This window comes from Microcoleus sp. PH2017_09_SFU_O_A (genome assembly GCF_020738625.1).
Classification (GTDB): Bacteria; Cyanobacteriota; Cyanobacteriia; order Cyanobacteriales; family Microcoleaceae; genus Microcoleus.
This window is the reverse complement of sequence record NZ_JAEQCF010000053.1, coordinates 969-17,152: the sequence shown is the minus strand read 5'-3', so window position 1 is coordinate 17,152 and position 16,184 is coordinate 969. Positions and strand designations below refer to the sequence as shown.

Genomic DNA, 16,184 nt, shown 5'->3' with positions numbered 1-16,184 from the left:
TTGTCGATTTTTGTTTAGGAATTTTCGAGGCGACGCACCCTACGACTCAAACCATAAATTCGATCCTATAATTTACCCAACTCGAAAAGATTGCCCCATCGCTTGGAATTCTTGAGTCTCCTCTCGCTGCAATTGCTGTCTAATTTTGGCAAATTTCCTAACTGTTTCGACAGAGTACAACCGTTCTCCACAGCTTAGGCAAACTTCAGCCGATACTTTTAAGATAGCAGTATGCTTGCCGCCCCGTAAAAGTTTATCGACTTCTTTGATAACTATTTCACCGCTGCAAATAGGGCATTTTTCTACAGATATCATTGTTAATTTATCCTATGCAAATACTGCTTCTACGGCTTTCGGCAATTCAATCGGCACGAAATACGCAACTGGATACAAATAATCTTCACCTGATTCATCAATAACTCGGATAAATAGATGTTCCGCAGCGCGATTATCCGGTATGATTCGATAGATTTTTCGGACTTCCAAGGATGCTGGATAATCTTGATTGTTAATGCAAACTACAAATCTGGTTTCTAAGTTAAACTTCAACATATTTGCACAAAGTCCTCGGTTCAGGAATAGACGAACCAGCTTGTCGCAACTCTTCCAAGTGTAAGACTATTGCTTCTTTAATTTGCTGTTCTACCTCTTCGAGAGTTGTACCTGTTGCCGCACATCCCGGTAAATCTAGAACGTAAGCAGAATAATTGCTGTTGGCTTTTTCAATCGCAATTGCATAACGTATACTTTCGCGCTGCCGATTTGCGGTGGCGTCAGTCAGCAAAATCGACCCTTCCCTCGTCAATTCCCATCTGTCGCGCGGCGAACCTGTTTCGATATATCGTTTAACCAAGCCATCAGCAGCAAGTTTTTTTAAGACAACCATCATGTCAGGTTCTCGCGGTACATCTCGACGGGAAAGTGCATTCGCAAGTTCGTACCAACTCCACTTTCCTTGACCTTTAGCTACTAATTCAAGGAGCACTAATTCAAGCTGAGTTAATTGAGTTAAGTTTTGCATTAAAAGTCCTCCACGCTAGGATGAAATAAAACGCCAAATCCTTCTTTTAACTTATAATCCTCAAGAGTCGCTGTGTGAGCGTTGTTCCAGAGTTCATAAGCTTCATCGGGATTTTCTGGTTGTCCTGTGGGATAGCCAAGTTTTTTATACCTCAGATACTCGCGCAATTCATGAGTGTAGAAGCGCAAATCAACAGGCTCAGCTACAAGGGTTTGTGCGACTATACTTCTTAACCTTTCTACCATTTTTAGTTCTGCTTCACCCACAGGATTAAATCTGCGAACATGAGCTTCAACTAAGCCAATCCCTTTATCAGTAATTTTAACATTTTGATAAGATAAGTTGAGAATCTTTCCGCCAGCTTTCGAGGGATTGAAGGGTCTGCCACTTTTTGCACCTTTTTCTATCATTTTATTCGAGTGGCTTTAATCTATCTGTAGTTAACAAAGTTCTGAAACCTTTAGATGTTACACCTTACAAGTCTCGACGCGAGAGAAGAGACTTAACAAGCCACAAGCTAACCCCCCCTTACGTCCTCGGCCTGGGAGGTGACCTTCTGGTGCTTTGGTGTTAAATTTGAGATCTCTATAATCCAACTCGTTACTATTCACACGCCAACCCACCCGATCCCCAAAAGCTTCCGAAATTTTTTTATCATATTCCCTGGTTCCCCCTAGACTTTCATAGATGCGTTTCTGCACCGAAAAGCCGAAACGTCCGTTACTGTATTTTACCCAAAGTTTGTCAATAGTTCGTAAGTCTTCACAGGGGAATTGATCAATCTCTTCAATGCTGAGCCACCTCTCCTCTGTTCTGCCTGCTGCTTCCAGCATCTTATTCGTCGTTTCCTTATCTGCCTTTTGCCATTCTCCGCCAGCCAACAGCCGATCGAGGTTGCGATAATCGACTCCTTTTGCTGAAATCAAATTTACACGTTGTGGCGCGGGCTGTGGGCTAGGAATCGTTGGCAAAACACCCCCTATTTGCCCCCAATTACCAAGGGTAGGTTGTGGAAGCATAGCCAACCATTTTTGAACCGACTGAGGGCGCTTTGTTGCATCCATTTCCATCCCTTTCATAATTGCCCGATGCACCGCATCGCTAATATTAGGATTAATCTGAAACGGCGGCTTTAAAGGATGATTTAAAACCCTCAAATATGCAGGAGTTGGCGGTGTCCTCGTTAGTAAATAGTATAGCGTTGCCGCCAGAGCATAAACATCTGTATACTCAGCAAATCTGCCAATCTCCCCGTACTGTTCGGGAGGTGCAAAACCGTGTGTTAGCCCCAAAGTCATTTGCTGAGTGCGATCGGGAATAAAACCCCGCGCCAAACCAAAGTCAATCAAAACTGCATCTTGATTGTCGCGAACCATAATATTTTGTGGCTTGATATCCCGATGTAGCAAACCTTTTTCGTGAACTACCATTACGGCTTCTCCCACTTTGCGGATGTAGTTTAAAGCTTCGGTTTCCGATAGGATGCCGCGCTTTTCTACTAATTTCCACAAATCTTCCCCTGCCACATATTCCATCGCAATACAGGGCAAATTACCATCAATGAAATAGTTGTCTATTTGCACAATATTGGGATGTTTGCACAAAGATAGCAGTAGCGCCTCATCCCGGAATCTGTCCCGATACCGGGCAAAATTTCGATCGCTCAATAATTCATCTTTCAGCGTTTTGATGACAACCCGCCCCCCGTTTTGCGCCTTCTGCGCTAGGTAGGTGATGCCAAAGCCGCCCTCACCTAACTTGGCTTCAATAATATACCGATCGCCATTTAACCCCTGCCCCGGTGTCCAAACCATTCCCCTCACCGCCAACCAATATCAAGGTTTATCTCAGCCTAGCCTGTATCTTAACTGTATTTTGTAGGTTGGGTTTAGTTCCACCGGCTCAACTTCAGTTCGCCTTCCCGGTGATGGTTGGCTTTTAGTTCGAGAAACCTCTTTGTCCAAACAGGTCATTTCTATGGCAACCTAAAAAACAGGAAACAGAATTTTATAGACCTTGGTAACAGAAAACTAGCAATCAATTATGCAAACTCTGCCCAATCCAACTAAAACCGTATCTAGCCAACCAGTATTCGACACCAGCATCAAACGCCGCAAAACCCGTCCCGTCAAAGTCGGCAGTATCACGATCGGCGGAGGCAACCCAGTCGTCGTACAATCGATGATTAACGAAGACACCCTCGACATCGACGGATCGGTCGCAGGAATTCGGCGACTGCACGAGATTGGCTGCGAAATCGTCCGCGTTACGGTGCCCAGTATGGCCCACGCCAAAGCTTTAGCCGAAATTAAGCAAAAATTGCACGAAACCTACCAAGCCGTGCCCCTGGTTGCTGATGTCCACCACAACGGGATGAAAATTGCGCTGGAAGTCGCCAAACACGTAGACAAAGTGAGAATCAATCCCGGACTTTACGTGTTCGAGAAGCCGAAAGCCGACAGAAGCGAATACACTGAGGCGGAATTCGCGGAAATTGGGGATAAAATCCGCGAAACCCTGGAACCTCTGGTGATTTCCCTGCGAGATCAAGGTAAAGCTTTGCGAATCGGCGTCAATCACGGTTCCCTCGCGGAACGGATGCTGTTTACCTACGGCGACACCCCGGAAGGTATGGTGGAATCGGCCCTGGAATTTATTAGAATTTGCGAATCCCTGGACTTCCGCAACATCGTGATTTCCCTGAAAGCCTCCCGCGCGCCGGTGATGGTGGCTGCTTACCGCTTGATGGCGCACCGGATGGACGAATTGGGGATGGATTACCCGCTGCATTTGGGCGTTACGGAAGCTGGCGATGGCGAATACGGGCGCATCAAATCCACGGCTGGTATCGCACCGCTGTTGGCTGACGGTATCGGCGATACTATCCGCGTCTCGCTGACTGAGGCGCCGGAAAAGGAGATTCCTGTCTGCTACAGCATTCTGCAAGCTTTGGGATTGCGGAAAACTATGGTTGAGTATGTGGCTTGTCCTTCCTGTGGCCGCACTTTGTTTAATTTGGAGGAAGTGTTACATCAAGTGAGAGAGGCGACGAAGCATCTCACGGGTTTGGATATTGCAGTGATGGGCTGTATTGTCAATGGGCCGGGCGAAATGGCTGATGCTGATTATGGCTATGTGGGGAAGCAACCGGGTTATATTTCTCTGTACCGCGGCCGGGATGAAATTAAGAAGGTTCCTGAGTCTGAAGGTGTGGCAGAATTGATTAATTTGATTAAGTCGGACGATCGCTGGTTTGAACCAGAGTAGGCTTGACTGGATATAGTTTTGAGGTTTGGGGCGGGCAAGATGCCCACCCCACAACTCTTGTGGTGGCACAGGCATCTTGCCTGTTGCTTTTGGGGCGGGCAAGATGCCCACCCCACAACTCTTGTGGTGGCACAGGCATCTTGCCTGTGGCTTTTGGGGGCGGGCAAGATGCCCACCCCACAACTCTTGTGGTGGCACAGGCATCTTGCCTGTGGCTTTTGGGAATACAACTCGGCAAAGTTGAATAAATATGTATCCAAAATCCGACCAAGCCTTGCCTGTGTTAGATTGGGCGTGATTATTCTGAACTCTTTTCCTCCCGCGCGTCAGACAAATGGTTATAACAAAACGAGGGCTTGTTCTAAGTGCAGCAGCGGTGTTACTCACTGCTGCAACTCTTGCCAACACTGGTTGCAGTTCTAAATCCCTGGCTTCTTTTAGGGGAAGTCCTAAAGAATTGGTTGATGAAGTTTGGCAGATTATTGACAAAAGTTATGTTGATGGCACTTTTAACCAGGTTGACTGGAAAGCGGTGCGGAATGATTATTTGAACCGGACTTATACTAGCGATGAGGAAGCTTATAAAGCAATTCGAGAAATGCTGAAGAAGCTGGACGATCCTTATACGCGGTTTATGAACCCGGAAGAGTTCAAAAATATGCAGGTTGAAACTTCTGGTGAACTCACAGGAGTTGGGATTCAGTTGACTCAAGATGAGAAAACTAAGAAGTTGGTGGTGATTTCTCCCATTGAGGATACTCCTGCTTTTACTGCTGGTATTCTAGCAAAAGATATCATTACTAAGATTGATGGCAAAACTACTGAAGGGATGGATACGAATCAAGCGGTAAGTTTGATTCGCGGCCAGGCTAATACTGAGGTGACTCTGACTATTTTGCGGGACAAAAAGGAAATAGATTTTAAGCTGAAACGCGCTAAAATTGAAATTCATCCCGTGCGGAAGTCGGTGCAGAAAAGCCCGATCGGCGAAATCGGCTATATTCGCTTAAATCAGTTTAGCGCGAACGCTGCATCGGAAATGCGATCGGCAATTAAGGATTTGGAACAGAAAAAGGTGACGGGTTATATTCTAGACTTGCGTTCCAATCCGGGTGGGTTGCTCTACGGCAGTATTGAAATTGCTCGGATGTGGCTCAAAGAAGGTACGATCGTCTCTACGGTCGATCGCGTCGGTGAAGCCGATCGACAAACCGCAAACAAAGGAGAGATTACCGACAAACCTTTAGTTGTCCTCGTAGACGGCGGTTCAGCAAGTGCTAGCGAGATTCTATCCGGCGCTTTGCAAGACAACAAGCGCGCGGTTTTGGTGGGAACCAAGACGTTTGGTAAGGGTTTGGTTCAGTCAGTACGCGGTGTGGGAAATGGTGCCGGTTTGGCGGTGACAATTGCCAAGTATTTTACTCCCAACGGCACTGATATCAACCACATGGGAATTAAACCTGATTTTCAGGTTGAACTCACTGACGCTCAAAAACAGGAGTTGCGGCGCGATCGCGATAAAATTGCTACGACGGCAGATCCGCAGTACGCGAAAGCTTTGGAAATTTTGACCAATAAAGTTACTGGTAAAACAGGAGATAGTAAGGCTGAGTCGAAACCGCAGGCGACGCCTTCTAAGCCCGCTGCGGCGCAGTCTAAACCGAGTGCGGCACCTGCTAAATCTAAGTAGTTTTTAGTCACAAAAACTTCAGTAAAGAAGGACTAAAGTCCTCACTACGAACCTGCAAAGAAGGACTAAAGTCCTCACTACGAACCTGGTTTGTAGTGAGGACTTTAGTCCTTCCAAGTTCGTTTATTTCGGTTGACATTTACCAGCGCGAATTAAACCGATGCGTCGGGCGATCGCATCTTCAGCAGAATCGTAAGGGCCCCACTGTTCTATAATAGTGGGGCTTTGCTGTGCGATTTGGGCCGGCAAAATCTCGCAATTACCAGCAGGACGTTTGACAATATAAAATTTATCTGATTCTGTCATAGCTAAATTTCTCACCTAAAAGTTCAATACTAACTAATCGTACCGTTGAAACCGCGTCTGTACAAACGATGTCCGTGCCAATCGGACTAAAGACAATTACCGTCTAATCTTCAACCCCCTCTTAGAGTGCGTGAGTGTCTGTATAGATACAGTTTCAACCGTACATCCAATCTTCAGAATTAAGATAAGAATTAAAAAAAACTAACACTTTCGGAAGATGCCAGAAATTTTATCTATGATAAAAATATAGACATTTGTCTAAACTGTGCATTATATCAATTCTGGTTGTATCGGAATTATTTAACCGCAGAGAACGCAGAGGACACAGAGGGAGAGAAGAGAGAGATGAATAATTACTCGGCTAGACGGAATTGATATAATGCACTTTCTGTTCTCACCAAAATATTCTAATCAATACCGAAGAAACCCATGCAATTTATTCCCAAAACAGTCCCCGAAAATCAATCACAAATCATCCCAGTTAAAGAATCTCCCCCGCCAGAAGTTGTTACTTTCGATGTCGGTGGGATGAAATGTGCGGGTTGCGCTGCATCAGTTGAACGCCAACTCATGCAGCATTCAGGCGTAATTTCGGCTTGCGTTAACTTGGCCGTAGAAGTCGCAACAATTGAGTGTCAACCGGGGACTGTCGATGCAGAGGCTTTAGCGAAAAAGTTGACTAATAACGGATTTCCCTCTCAGTCTCGCTTAGGTGAAAATCAGCGGGAAGCAGAAGCGGCGGCAATTGAACGGCGGCGGCAAGAAATTCGACAGCAAATCAATCAATTGTCGATCGCCCTTATTCTAATTATTCTATCCGGTTTAGGACACATACTCGGCACCAAAGCCCCAATTCTCAGCAACATTTGGTTTCACTGGGGACTCGCCACCCTCGCATTGCTGCTACCTGGCCGCCCGATTATCGTTGACGGCTGTCGCAGTTTGTGGCGAAACGCACCAAACATGAACACTTTGGTAGCTTTAGGCGCAGTCACGGCTTACACGGCTAGCAATGCGGCGCTGCTGTTTCCACGCATGGGATGGGAGTGCTTTTTTGACGAACCGGTGATGCTTTTGGGCTTTATCTTGTTGGGCAAAACTCTCGAACAGCAAGCCAGACGGCGCGCTGCATCAGCTTTGCAAGCTTTAATCGCACTACAACCAGCGACAGCCCGCTTAGTTGATTTTAAACTGCCGATTTTAGATTTGGACTCTCAAGAATTGCCTGCAAACTCGACATCTGCGGTCTACAATCCACAATACATTGAAATTCCAGCCGATCGCGTCCGAGTCGGAGAATGGCTGCAAGTTTTACCCGGTGAAAAATTTCCGGTAGACGGCGAAGTCTGCGAAGGTAAAACAACCGTAGATGAATCGATGCTGACTGGCGAATCGATGCCAGTTTTGAAGCAACCAGGAGATACAGTCGCGGCGGGAACTATTAATAAATCCGGGGCAGTTGTGATGCGGGCAACTCGCACCGGTCAGGAAACAACTGTAGCTCAAATGGTGGCTTTGGTACAAGCCGCCCAAACTCGCAAAGCGCCGATTCAACACTTAGCTGATACTGTCGCCGGATATTTTGTCTATGGCGTAATGGCGATATCGGCTTTAACTTTCCTATTTTGGTATTTTGCCGGAACTCATATTTGGCCTTCTGTGCTTTTAGGACACAATATGGGGCATGGGGCATCGGGCATGGGGCATGGGGCATTGGGCATGGGAAATCAATTATCAATTACCGATTACCAATCGCCTTTGCTGTTAAGTTTGAAATTGGCGATCGCAGTTTTAGTCATTGCTTGTCCTTGTGCTTTGGGACTGGCTACCCCAACTGCAATTTTAGTCGGTTCTGGCATCGGGGCGGAGCGCGGACTTTTAATTCGCGGTGGCGATGTTTTAGAACGAGTGCATCAATTAGATACTGTGGTTTTTGACAAAACTGGGACTCTGACAACTGGAAATCTCACACTCACTGATTATTTGCCGATTTTCCAGAATTCAGAGTTGGATTTGAACTCGGATATTAATGTGGGAAACAAACAAGATATCTGTTCCACAATTTCCACAATTTCCACAATTGACTCAAAACTGCTGCAAATTGCCGCAGCAGTCGAAAGAGGCGCTTGTCATCCCATCGCCGCGGCGATTTTGCGGGAATCTCAACAGCAAGGTTTGCCGCTGCTACCTGCTGATGATTTCTACACGGAACCGGGCTTCGGGGTTTCTGCTTTAGTGGAGGGCCAGCGGGTGTTCGCGGGGAATGCTGAGTGGATGAACCAGCAGGGCGTCGCTGTGGCTGCGGAACTTTTGGAGTCTTGCCAAGGCAAAACGGCGGTTTACGTGGCTTCTGGGGGTGTTTTGCTGGGGGTAATCGGGCTAAAAGATACTCTGAGGCCAGATGCTAAGGCGGCAGTCGATCGCCTGCGGGGCATGGGATTGCGGGTAATCATGCTGACGGGCGATACGGCGTCGGCGGCGTTGGTGGTGGCGCAGCAGCTAGGTTTGGCGGCTGCTGATGTTTTGGCCGAAGTGCGACCGGAGGGGAAGGCTCGGGCGATCGCCAGTTTGCAAGCCCAAGGCTGTAAAGTGGCTGTAGTGGGAGATGGAATCAATGATGCCCCGGCTTTGGCTCAAGCTGATGTCGGTATCGGTTTGCACTGCGGGACTGATGTCGCGGTTGAGACTGCTCAAATTGTGCTAATGCGAAATGCTTTGATGGATGTTGTTGAGTCGATCGACCTTGGTCGCGCTACTTTTAATAAGATTCGCCAAAATTTATTCTGGGCTTTTGCTTATAATACTCTGGGAATTCCAATTGCGGCCGGTCTCTTGCTGCCTGCAACTGGAATTTTACTCAGTCCTGCGGCAGCAGGCGCATTTATGGCGTTTAGTTCTGTTAGCGTTGTTACCAATTCTTTGCTGCTGCGCCGGAAGTTTCGAGGTTAAATTTAGACCTTCCAAATAAAAGTCATCAGTAATTAGTCATTAGCCAGGAACTAATGACTGATGACTGATGACTGATGACTAATGATTTATGGCTACAGTGCCATACTCTCCAAAAGCCGCCAGTTATTGTTTTTCATAACTGAACGACTGACTAGCTCGAACATTTGACGGCAGTGGTTATTGGTTTGCAGGGGCAATTCCTCGTTTTTGATTACGAAGTTCATGCGAACTTCTGAGTCACTAGCCGTGTTTTTCTCAATTAGGACTTCGGCGGTGACCAGTTTCGGAATCGAAACTTGACCCGGAAGTTCGCGAGCCATCAGGGAATCTCCTGTATTGTAGATAATATCAAGATTGCATGACTCTAAAATTTCAATCAGGGATTGACGGAGACGGTCGATCGGAACTGCAACGATAAAAAAACCAGTATAGCGAGCCATAGAAAACTCCAACCATGAGGCACTGAGACTTTATTATCATACCGAACCTAGAACAGATATACGGGAGGATTCATATTTATTTTATTGAGGTGCAAAGTTAGGCAATGAAGGGCAAACTTATCGTATTTGAGGGGGTAGAAGGTGCTGGAAAAACTACACAAATGCAGCGATTGATACATTGGCTGCAAGTAAGTTATTTTCAGAAAGTCCGGTTGGTGGCTACTCGCGAACCGGGGGGTACGGAGTTGGGAAAAGGACTGCGGCATTTGTTACTCAAACAAGATCCGGGTGAATCTGTATCTGATGTAGCAGAATTACTCATGTACGCTGCCGATCGCGCTCAGCACGTCGAAACTTTTCTTAAACCCGAGTTATCGAAAGGAACGATTGTTTTATGCGATCGCTTTACAGACTCCACGATTGCTTATCAGGGTTACGGCCGCAATCTTAATTTAAATTTAATTAAGCAGTTGAATGCAATTGCCACCGGCGGCTTGGAAAGCGATCTGACTTTGTGGCTGGATATTAATGTGGAGGCGGGTTTGACAAGGGTAAGGGCCAGAGGAGAGCGCGATCGGATCGAGCAAGCTGATTTGCAGTTTCACAAGCGCGTACAGCAAGGTTTTACGGAGTTGGCACAGGAACATAAATCTCGAATTTTCCGGATCGATGCCGATCGCCCTGAAGATGCGATCGCCCAGCAAATTCAAGGTATCGTAAGTCACAAGTTAGAAGTTTGGGGATACTAAATAATCCCAATTCGGAAAATTAGAATGACATAGGCGGCCAGAAACCGGGTTTTTTAGGAAATATTTCCTAAAAATTCTCAATATCGATGAAAAACCCGGTTTCTTCCTTTTGTCCCAGCGCCGTGAATATAATTAACCGAAATTAACCGACAAAAAATCCCAGCACTTTACTGGTTAAAACCTGAATACATTCCCATACGCTTGGGTTAAGCTTTTTTGATGATAGGGCTGCCCAGAGATCGATCGCAGTGTCTCTTTTTCACATCCTTGTTATCCGCAAGACAGTCTTATCGCAAGCGTGTTGTCTTGTATACAAGATTCGCCCGTGGGGACAGCACTACCGATTTTTTTTGCTAACCAGATATCTAAACAGAGAGGAAATCTCCAGGGGCGATCGCCTGATTGCCTGCTGAGTCTACAGAAACGCGAGTAATTGCCATAAATCCCCAAGCTAAAAATACCAGTTTAATTGACAGGTATTTGGTCGATCGGGCTCCCAAAGCCTCCCAGAAGACAGATTCGTGGGGTTGTAGGGCGATCGGCTAATAGACTTCTTGCAAAAATATTTAGGACGGGCTAGAAGCCCATCCCACAAAAATCTTTTTTCTTGTGGGATGGGCTTCTAGCCCGTCCCAAAATTTGATTAATAAGGACTTTTGCAATCTTGTCTAATGTTTCGGAATAGTTGCTGCTGTGGTTTCTAGACTGTTATCCCATTTGGGTTGGCTGTTGTTGTCAAAATGTACTCAACTTGCTAACAACCTGCTATACTCATACTATAACCTACATATGTACATTAAATATTGACTATCAGGTGGGAATAAACAGCTAGTTTGATAGAAGCCTGATAGAAATTTAAGCCCTTACAGAACGTTGAAAACTGAATATGCAAGCAAAAAGCAACCACGTCCCTGAGACCATAGGAATTCAATAAAGAATGGTATTAAGTACGTCTACCCTGGTATTGTTTCGGGATTGGCTGATTCTGGCGCGATAAGTTCTCGCTTATCTATCTACCATACCCGCCATACGTTCATCACCCTACAAGCCCACGCTGGCACTGACTTACTTCTGTTAGCTACCGCCTGCGGTAACAGCGTAGAGGTCATCCAACGCCATTACCTAGGGATTGACACAACGGTTCAACTAACTGACATCTAACCCCCCCCAATCCAGCCCGCCCTAATAAGGCGGGTTTTTTATTGTCTATATTCCCATTCGATAGTCCATATGTAATCTGCATATGGGGTTTTCACCCTGAATAAACAGCCAAAACAAACCTACCTACCGCTTCCTGTAGTACACATTCCCCGCAGTAATACAAAATCATTCATTTCCGATAGCATCTCGCGTTTATTAGCCCCGGAAAAGGGTAAAAACAGCCCCTTAAAGCCCGATTACATCGCCAACATACTTGGGGGGGATTTGCTCACTACCTCTCACCCTACCTACCCACCATCTACCCACACCTTTTTGCCTACATTTACCTAATACTTATTGACTTGAAGTTAATTAACATTATTACACAGGCGAGATGATACGTCACTTCATAAATTCATTGTTTGAATTCATAAAAGTCATAACCCTAATGTCATAAAAGTCATATTTTGAATCATTGGGGAGTTATATCTATCATGCCCGATCGAAAGATGAGGTATGTAGTTGGGCTTTAGCCCTCTTAGTTTCGTCGTTATATAAGCTTTCAGTCATACCTCATATTTTTGAGAAAGGCTGTCTATCATGTCCGCTCGAATTACCTTAGTAAGATTGGTTCGATAGTTGGAAATTCTGTCCTGGGATGGATGCGGACTGAAGTCCTCACTACAAACCTTAGTAAGATTGGTTCGATAGTTGGAAATTCTGTCCTGGGATGGATGCGGACTGAAGTCCTCACTACAAACCTTAGTAAGATTGGTTCAATAGTTGGAAATTCTGTCCTGGGATGGATGCGGACTGAAGTCCTCACTACAAACCTTTTTTATTGCTGGTAATTGACGGGACAGGATTTTATGCAGTTTCAAGGTGAAGCTGTTGTTTTTTCGTCAAAAGCATCGCTATGTGCTTTTCATAATAAGCAGCTTCGTTAATGAATACAGGGAAAACTGTAGATTCTCCTTGATAGGGGAGCGATTCTCCCGTAAATGTGAGAAACATCGGTTCACCGGGATGTAAGGGTTCGTAATCTTTAAACTGAAGTTGGGGATGGATAGTGGCTTGCATTTCACCTACAGCATTTCTCGGGTAGTCTACGGAAACGATCGCCTGATATGCAGTTAAATATGATGGTATAACTAGCGGATTGCCCCGATTTGTGGCATCGAGATAATCTACAATGGTGCGAACCAGCCTTTCGGTTTGCTGAAACAGATGGGCATTAACGACTCCCTGGGCGATGGGCCCAACTTCTATCGTGCAACCAAAAGCAGATAGCGATCGCAACATTGGCGAATCCTGACCATCCTCATCTCGGAAACAAACTCGAACTGAGCGATCGAGTTCGCTTAAATAGGCTAATAATTGTAAATTGAATGGATGTTTGCTAGACGGTAAAATTGTCAGCCCCATGTTCGCCGTTGTGCTGTGGAGGTCGATAATGAAATCAGCCCCGTTTTGGTCTTTAGGACATAGTTGGGCGGAGATTTCCTTAGCGCGTGTGTCCTCGTAACCCGTCAAGTCTGGGTTAGCCAAATCTGCGCGGCTAAAGCAACGGTTCAAATCGCGATCGACATAACGCCGATTCAGCGCCACCGCTTTCGGGTTGGCTAATAAGGCAACTGTCTCAAAGGTCGATCGTTTCAGCAAGTCTGGGAATTGTTGAAACTTCTTAATCAGGTAAACTCCTGTTAACTCATTTCCGTGGGTTCCTCCGACAACTGCAACTCGTCGAATTACGTGCGACAACATAAATAATCCTCGTTTTGTGATAATTAAAATCGTAATTATTCGCCAAACCTTCTAACTATTAATTCCAGAATAAACAAGTTATTATTAGATGTCAAATACTTTTTTTAATATAAGAATATACTCAAGAAGTATGGCAGTATCTACTCAATAACCGCTATAGTAATTATTCATTTCCAAGTTTAAAGTTTAACATCTAAAATCTATGGAACTTCGCCATCTCCGTTACTTCATTGCAGTGGCAGACGAACTGAGCTTTACCAATGCGGCAAAGCGATTGCACATTTCGCAACCGCCCCTAAGCAACCAAATTAAAGATTTGGAGACTGAATTGGGCGTGCAACTATTCGATCGCAAAAGTCACCCAATTGGGCTAACTCCAGCAGGACAGGCGTTTTTAGAAGAATCTCGTGCAACTCTGGCACTGTTAGAACAAGGGGTACATAAAACCCAGCGCATTCATCAAGGTGAATTGGGTCACTTGACGGTGAGTTTTACGAGTTCGATCGCGAATGGTGTCTTTCCAGAGATGCTGCGAACGTTTCGACAGCGATATCCAGAGGTAAAACTGATTTTACAGGAAGAAAATAGTGCTTTTCTAATTCAGAGATTGCGCGATCGCCAAACTGATATCATTTTTCTGTATCTCTACCACGAAATCTCGGAAGACAATGATTTAGAAACGATGTCTATCACGGAAGAACCACTTGTCGCCGTTTTACCTAAAAACCATCCGCTGGCAGCCAAATCCCAAATTTCGCTTGCTGACGTAAAAAATGAAGAATTTGTCATGCCCCTGCATCAAGTTGTGGCGGGTTTGTCTGAACAAATTTACCATCTATGTTCGCAAGCAGGATTTGTGCCGAAAGTTGTTCAAACAGCCGTCTTTATGGTCACGATTTTGGGGTTGGTTGCAGGCGAAACTGGTATTAGTATTCTGCCATCTCACGTCCAGAATCTTCAACGCAAAGGAGTGGTGTATCGTCCGATTCTGGAACAAACGACAACCACTAACTTAACTGCGGTTTGGCGGCAGAATGATTCATCGACTATTTTGCAGCAATTTCTGGAGATTATTAAAAGCCTCTCAATTTATCAGCCGGAAACATCGATTATTTCAGCGTCAGAATTAGAAGTAGAGTGTGTCAGCTAGAGAGATTTTTGCGACAAACTGATATCGTTTCCGGTTGCATAGGAATTATTATTAATCTCTCTATTCTCTCTCTGTGTCCTCTGCGCCCTCTGCGGTTAAATCATTCCCATACAACCGGAAACGATATGACAATCTAAAAACTGACGCACCACAGAATAAATGGTGCGTCAGAATGGGATTTTTTGTATGTGAGAATGCTCTTTCCTGACGCACCCTACGGCTAATTTTATCGCCCAAACAGGATAAAATCACTGCGCTCGATCGCACTACCAGCCACTGTATTCGTAGAAGTAGGGTGTGTCAGAAGCGTGAGATTTTCGCGACCAATTCATCATCTCGGAACTGACACACCATTTATTCCATGGTGCGTCAGTTCCGAGATTGTCCGTGATGATTGAGATTAAACTGACGCACCCTACGGCTAGTTCGATCGCCCAAACAGGATAAAATCACTGCGATCGATCGCACTACCAGCCACTTTATTGACCGTAGCCAACAGTTGACCGTTCTGAGAAATCGCGATCGCACCTGCATTAGGGCTTTGGGTAATAGTGAGTTGAGCAAAAGTTAAACCGCCCGCTAACACTAGCAAATCTTCACCTTTAGTGAAATCAGCAATGACATCGCTGCCTTCACCTGCGGTTAAAATAAAGCGATCGCGCCCAATGCCACCACTGAGAATATCGTTACCTAAACCCCCAGTCAAAGTATCATCACCCTTACCGCCGTACAGAGTATCATTGCCCTCATCACCGCAGAGGTTGTCATTACCGCCGTTACCAAACAGCAAATCGTTACCCGCACCGCCACAGAGGGAATCTGGAGATCCGTTTAAGTCGTGAAGCGTAGCTATCCCGTAGGGAATCGCGCGATCGCCGAAAATAGTATCGTCCCCATCGGCGCCGCAAATGCTGTCGCTGCCGCGATCGCCCAACAGCAGATCGTTGCCCGTACCCCCCACCAGAACGTCATCGCCCTTGCCGCCGTACAGCGTATCGTTGCCCTCTCCACCACTGAGAGTATCCGCAGCATCTCCCCCATTCAAGAAGTCGTTGCCAGCACCGCCAAACAGCAAATCGCGTCCGTTCGAGTCAGGACTAGACGGGTCAAAACTGCCTCCAAACAAGCAGTCGTTACCCTCAGCCCCCACCAGAGTGTCGTTTCCCTTGTCACCCCAAATCAAGTCATCGTCTTTGCCACCGATCGCCACATCATCGCCTTTACCACCGAAAATGAGATCGTCGCCGGCATCCCCGTTGAGGTAATCATTACCTCTGCCGCCAAATAACAAGTCTTTGTCTGCATTCGGGCCAAGAGGGATATTGCTGGGCCGCCCGCCATAAATATTGTCGTTACCGCTTCCGCCCAGCAGAATGTCGTTCCCGTTGAAACCGTTGATAGCGTCGTTGAGATTGCTACCGATGAGGAAATCGTTGCCCTCAGTGCCGTTGAAAGTGCGATCGACTGAATTCGGCCCTGGAATTGAATCGATCGCAGGTAAGGTAATTTCGTCGCAAGTGCGATCGTCGGCATTACCGCCACCAATGCTGTCAGAGTCAACAGGATTTGGAGTCGGAGTCGGAGTTGTCGCCGGAGTTGGACTTTCCGCCGGAGTTGTTACCGGAGTCGGAGTTGTTACCGGAGTCGGAGTTGTTACCGGAGTCGGAGTTGTTACCGGAGTCGGAGTTGTTACCGGAGTCGGAGTTGT

General features: G+C 46.1%; 16 protein-coding genes. 7 read left to right on the top strand and 9 right to left on the bottom strand.

All coding sequences use genetic code 11. From position 1 onward, the window contains the following. Positions 1–72: 72 nt before the first annotated feature. The 5 genes from JGK16_RS20035 to JGK16_RS20015 are packed head-to-tail and all read right to left on the bottom strand — an operon-like array spanning position 73 to position 2,835. Entirely contained in the window at positions 73–315 is a 243-nt protein-coding gene (locus JGK16_RS20035) for a YgiT-type zinc finger protein (protein ID WP_293182724.1), read from the bottom strand. Between the two features lie 12 nt (positions 316–327). Beyond that, positions 328–552, bottom strand: a complete 225-nt coding sequence (locus JGK16_RS20030) for a hypothetical protein (RefSeq protein ID WP_293192023.1) — start codon at positions 550–552, stop codon at positions 328–330. Continuing rightward, positions 539–1,021 (bottom strand): type II toxin-antitoxin system HicB family antitoxin, encoded by a 483-nt coding sequence (locus tag JGK16_RS32785; protein ID WP_366025930.1) that lies wholly within the window; start codon positions 1,019–1,021, stop codon positions 539–541. Before JGK16_RS32785 ends, JGK16_RS20030 begins: the two co-directional genes overlap by 14 nt. Beyond that, on the bottom strand, positions 1,021–1,431 hold the full coding sequence (locus JGK16_RS20020; RefSeq protein ID WP_293192021.1) for a hypothetical protein: 411 nt from the start codon (positions 1,429–1,431) through the stop codon (positions 1,021–1,023). Before JGK16_RS20020 ends, JGK16_RS32785 begins: the two co-directional genes overlap by 1 nt. A gap of 57 nt (positions 1,432–1,488) precedes the next feature. Beyond that, positions 1,489–2,835 carry a serine/threonine-protein kinase gene (locus tag JGK16_RS20015; RefSeq protein WP_293192019.1) on the bottom strand — a complete coding sequence of 449 codons (1,347 nt, stop codon included), beginning with the start codon at positions 2,833–2,835 and terminating at the stop codon, positions 1,489–1,491. 229 nt (positions 2,836–3,064) lie between these two features. On the opposite strand from JGK16_RS20015, the gene ispG reads away from it, so the two are divergent. The 3 genes from ispG to ctpC all read left to right on the top strand — a co-directional run bounded on the left by ispG (position 3,065) and on the right by ctpC (position 5,978). Then, on the top strand, positions 3,065–4,288 hold the full coding sequence (ispG, locus tag JGK16_RS20010) for a (E)-4-hydroxy-3-methylbut-2-enyl-diphosphate synthase (RefSeq protein ID WP_293192017.1): 1,224 nt from the start codon (positions 3,065–3,067) through the stop codon (positions 4,286–4,288). A gap of 2 nt (positions 4,289–4,290) precedes the next feature. Beyond that, positions 4,291–4,536, top strand: coding sequence for a hypothetical protein (locus JGK16_RS20005; protein WP_293192015.1), 246 nt, complete (start codon positions 4,291–4,293; stop codon positions 4,534–4,536). Between the two features lie 86 nt (positions 4,537–4,622). Continuing rightward, positions 4,623–5,978 carry a carboxyl-terminal processing protease CtpC gene (ctpC, locus tag JGK16_RS20000; protein ID WP_293182738.1) on the top strand — a complete coding sequence of 452 codons (1,356 nt, stop codon included), beginning with the start codon at positions 4,623–4,625 and terminating at the stop codon, positions 5,976–5,978. Between the two features lie 123 nt (positions 5,979–6,101). On the opposite strand, the gene JGK16_RS19995 is transcribed toward ctpC, so the two are convergent. Next, on the bottom strand, positions 6,102–6,284 hold the full coding sequence (locus JGK16_RS19995; RefSeq protein ID WP_293157588.1) for a DDE transposase family protein: 183 nt from the start codon (positions 6,282–6,284) through the stop codon (positions 6,102–6,104). A gap of 429 nt (positions 6,285–6,713) precedes the next feature. On the opposite strand from JGK16_RS19995, the gene JGK16_RS19990 reads away from it, so the two are divergent. After that, positions 6,714–9,233 carry a heavy metal translocating P-type ATPase gene (locus JGK16_RS19990; protein WP_293192013.1) on the top strand — a complete coding sequence of 840 codons (2,520 nt, stop codon included), beginning with the start codon at positions 6,714–6,716 and terminating at the stop codon, positions 9,231–9,233. Between the two features lie 92 nt (positions 9,234–9,325). On the opposite strand, the gene JGK16_RS19985 is transcribed toward JGK16_RS19990, so the two are convergent. After that, positions 9,326–9,673 (bottom strand): hypothetical protein, encoded by a 348-nt coding sequence (locus JGK16_RS19985; protein WP_293158409.1) that lies wholly within the window; start codon positions 9,671–9,673, stop codon positions 9,326–9,328. A gap of 104 nt (positions 9,674–9,777) precedes the next feature. Between JGK16_RS19985 and tmk the strand changes: the two genes are divergently transcribed. Both tmk and JGK16_RS19975 read left to right on the top strand, forming a co-directional pair. Beyond that, a complete protein-coding gene (tmk, locus tag JGK16_RS19980) occupies positions 9,778–10,422 on the top strand; it encodes a dTMP kinase (RefSeq protein ID WP_293182744.1) in 645 nt (214 codons plus the stop codon). 402 nt (positions 10,423–10,824) lie between these two features. Further along, on the top strand, positions 10,825–10,968 hold the full coding sequence (locus JGK16_RS19975; RefSeq protein WP_293182746.1) for a hypothetical protein: 144 nt from the start codon (positions 10,825–10,827) through the stop codon (positions 10,966–10,968). A gap of 1,461 nt (positions 10,969–12,429) precedes the next feature. Here the strand turns inward: JGK16_RS19975 and JGK16_RS19970 are convergent. Beyond that, entirely contained in the window at positions 12,430–13,326 is an 897-nt protein-coding gene (locus JGK16_RS19970; protein ID WP_293192011.1) for an aspartoacylase, read from the bottom strand. 202 nt (positions 13,327–13,528) lie between these two features. On the opposite strand from JGK16_RS19970, the gene JGK16_RS19965 reads away from it, so the two are divergent. Continuing rightward, positions 13,529–14,476, top strand: coding sequence for a LysR family transcriptional regulator (locus tag JGK16_RS19965; protein ID WP_293192009.1), 948 nt, complete (start codon positions 13,529–13,531; stop codon positions 14,474–14,476). 421 nt (positions 14,477–14,897) lie between these two features. Here JGK16_RS19965 and JGK16_RS19960 read toward each other — a convergent pair. After that, on the bottom strand, positions 14,898–16,184 hold a 1,287-nt coding region (locus JGK16_RS19960; RefSeq protein WP_293192007.1), incomplete at its 5' end, for a calcium-binding protein.

Excerpts from the sequence above, each read along its gene's own strand:
- JGK16_RS20035 (WP_293182724.1), bottom strand. The coding sequence starts at position 315 with ATGATATCTGTAGAAAAATGCCCTATTTGCAGCGGTGAAATAGTTATC.
- JGK16_RS20030 (WP_293192023.1), bottom strand. The coding sequence starts at position 552 with ATGTTGAAGTTTAACTTAGAAACCAGATTTGTAGTTTGCATTAACAAT.
- JGK16_RS32785 (WP_366025930.1), bottom strand. The coding sequence starts at position 1,021 with ATGCAAAACTTAACTCAATTAACTCAGCTTGAATTAGTGCTCCTTGAA.
- JGK16_RS20020 (WP_293192021.1), bottom strand. The coding sequence starts at position 1,431 with ATGATAGAAAAAGGTGCAAAAAGTGGCAGACCCTTCAATCCCTCGAAA.
- JGK16_RS20015 (WP_293192019.1), bottom strand. The coding sequence starts at position 2,835 with ATGGTTTGGACACCGGGGCAGGGGTTAAATGGCGATCGGTATATTATT.
- ispG (WP_293192017.1), top strand. The coding sequence starts at position 3,065 with ATGCAAACTCTGCCCAATCCAACTAAAACCGTATCTAGCCAACCAGTA.
- ctpC (WP_293182738.1), top strand. The coding sequence starts at position 4,623 with ATGGTTATAACAAAACGAGGGCTTGTTCTAAGTGCAGCAGCGGTGTTA.
- JGK16_RS19995 (WP_293157588.1), bottom strand. The coding sequence starts at position 6,284 with ATGACAGAATCAGATAAATTTTATATTGTCAAACGTCCTGCTGGTAAT.
- JGK16_RS19990 (WP_293192013.1), top strand. The coding sequence starts at position 6,714 with ATGCAATTTATTCCCAAAACAGTCCCCGAAAATCAATCACAAATCATC.
- JGK16_RS19985 (WP_293158409.1), bottom strand. The coding sequence starts at position 9,673 with ATGGCTCGCTATACTGGTTTTTTTATCGTTGCAGTTCCGATCGACCGT.
- tmk (WP_293182744.1), top strand. The coding sequence starts at position 9,778 with ATGAAGGGCAAACTTATCGTATTTGAGGGGGTAGAAGGTGCTGGAAAA.
- JGK16_RS19970 (WP_293192011.1), bottom strand. The coding sequence starts at position 13,326 with ATGTTGTCGCACGTAATTCGACGAGTTGCAGTTGTCGGAGGAACCCAC.
- JGK16_RS19965 (WP_293192009.1), top strand. The coding sequence starts at position 13,529 with ATGGAACTTCGCCATCTCCGTTACTTCATTGCAGTGGCAGACGAACTG.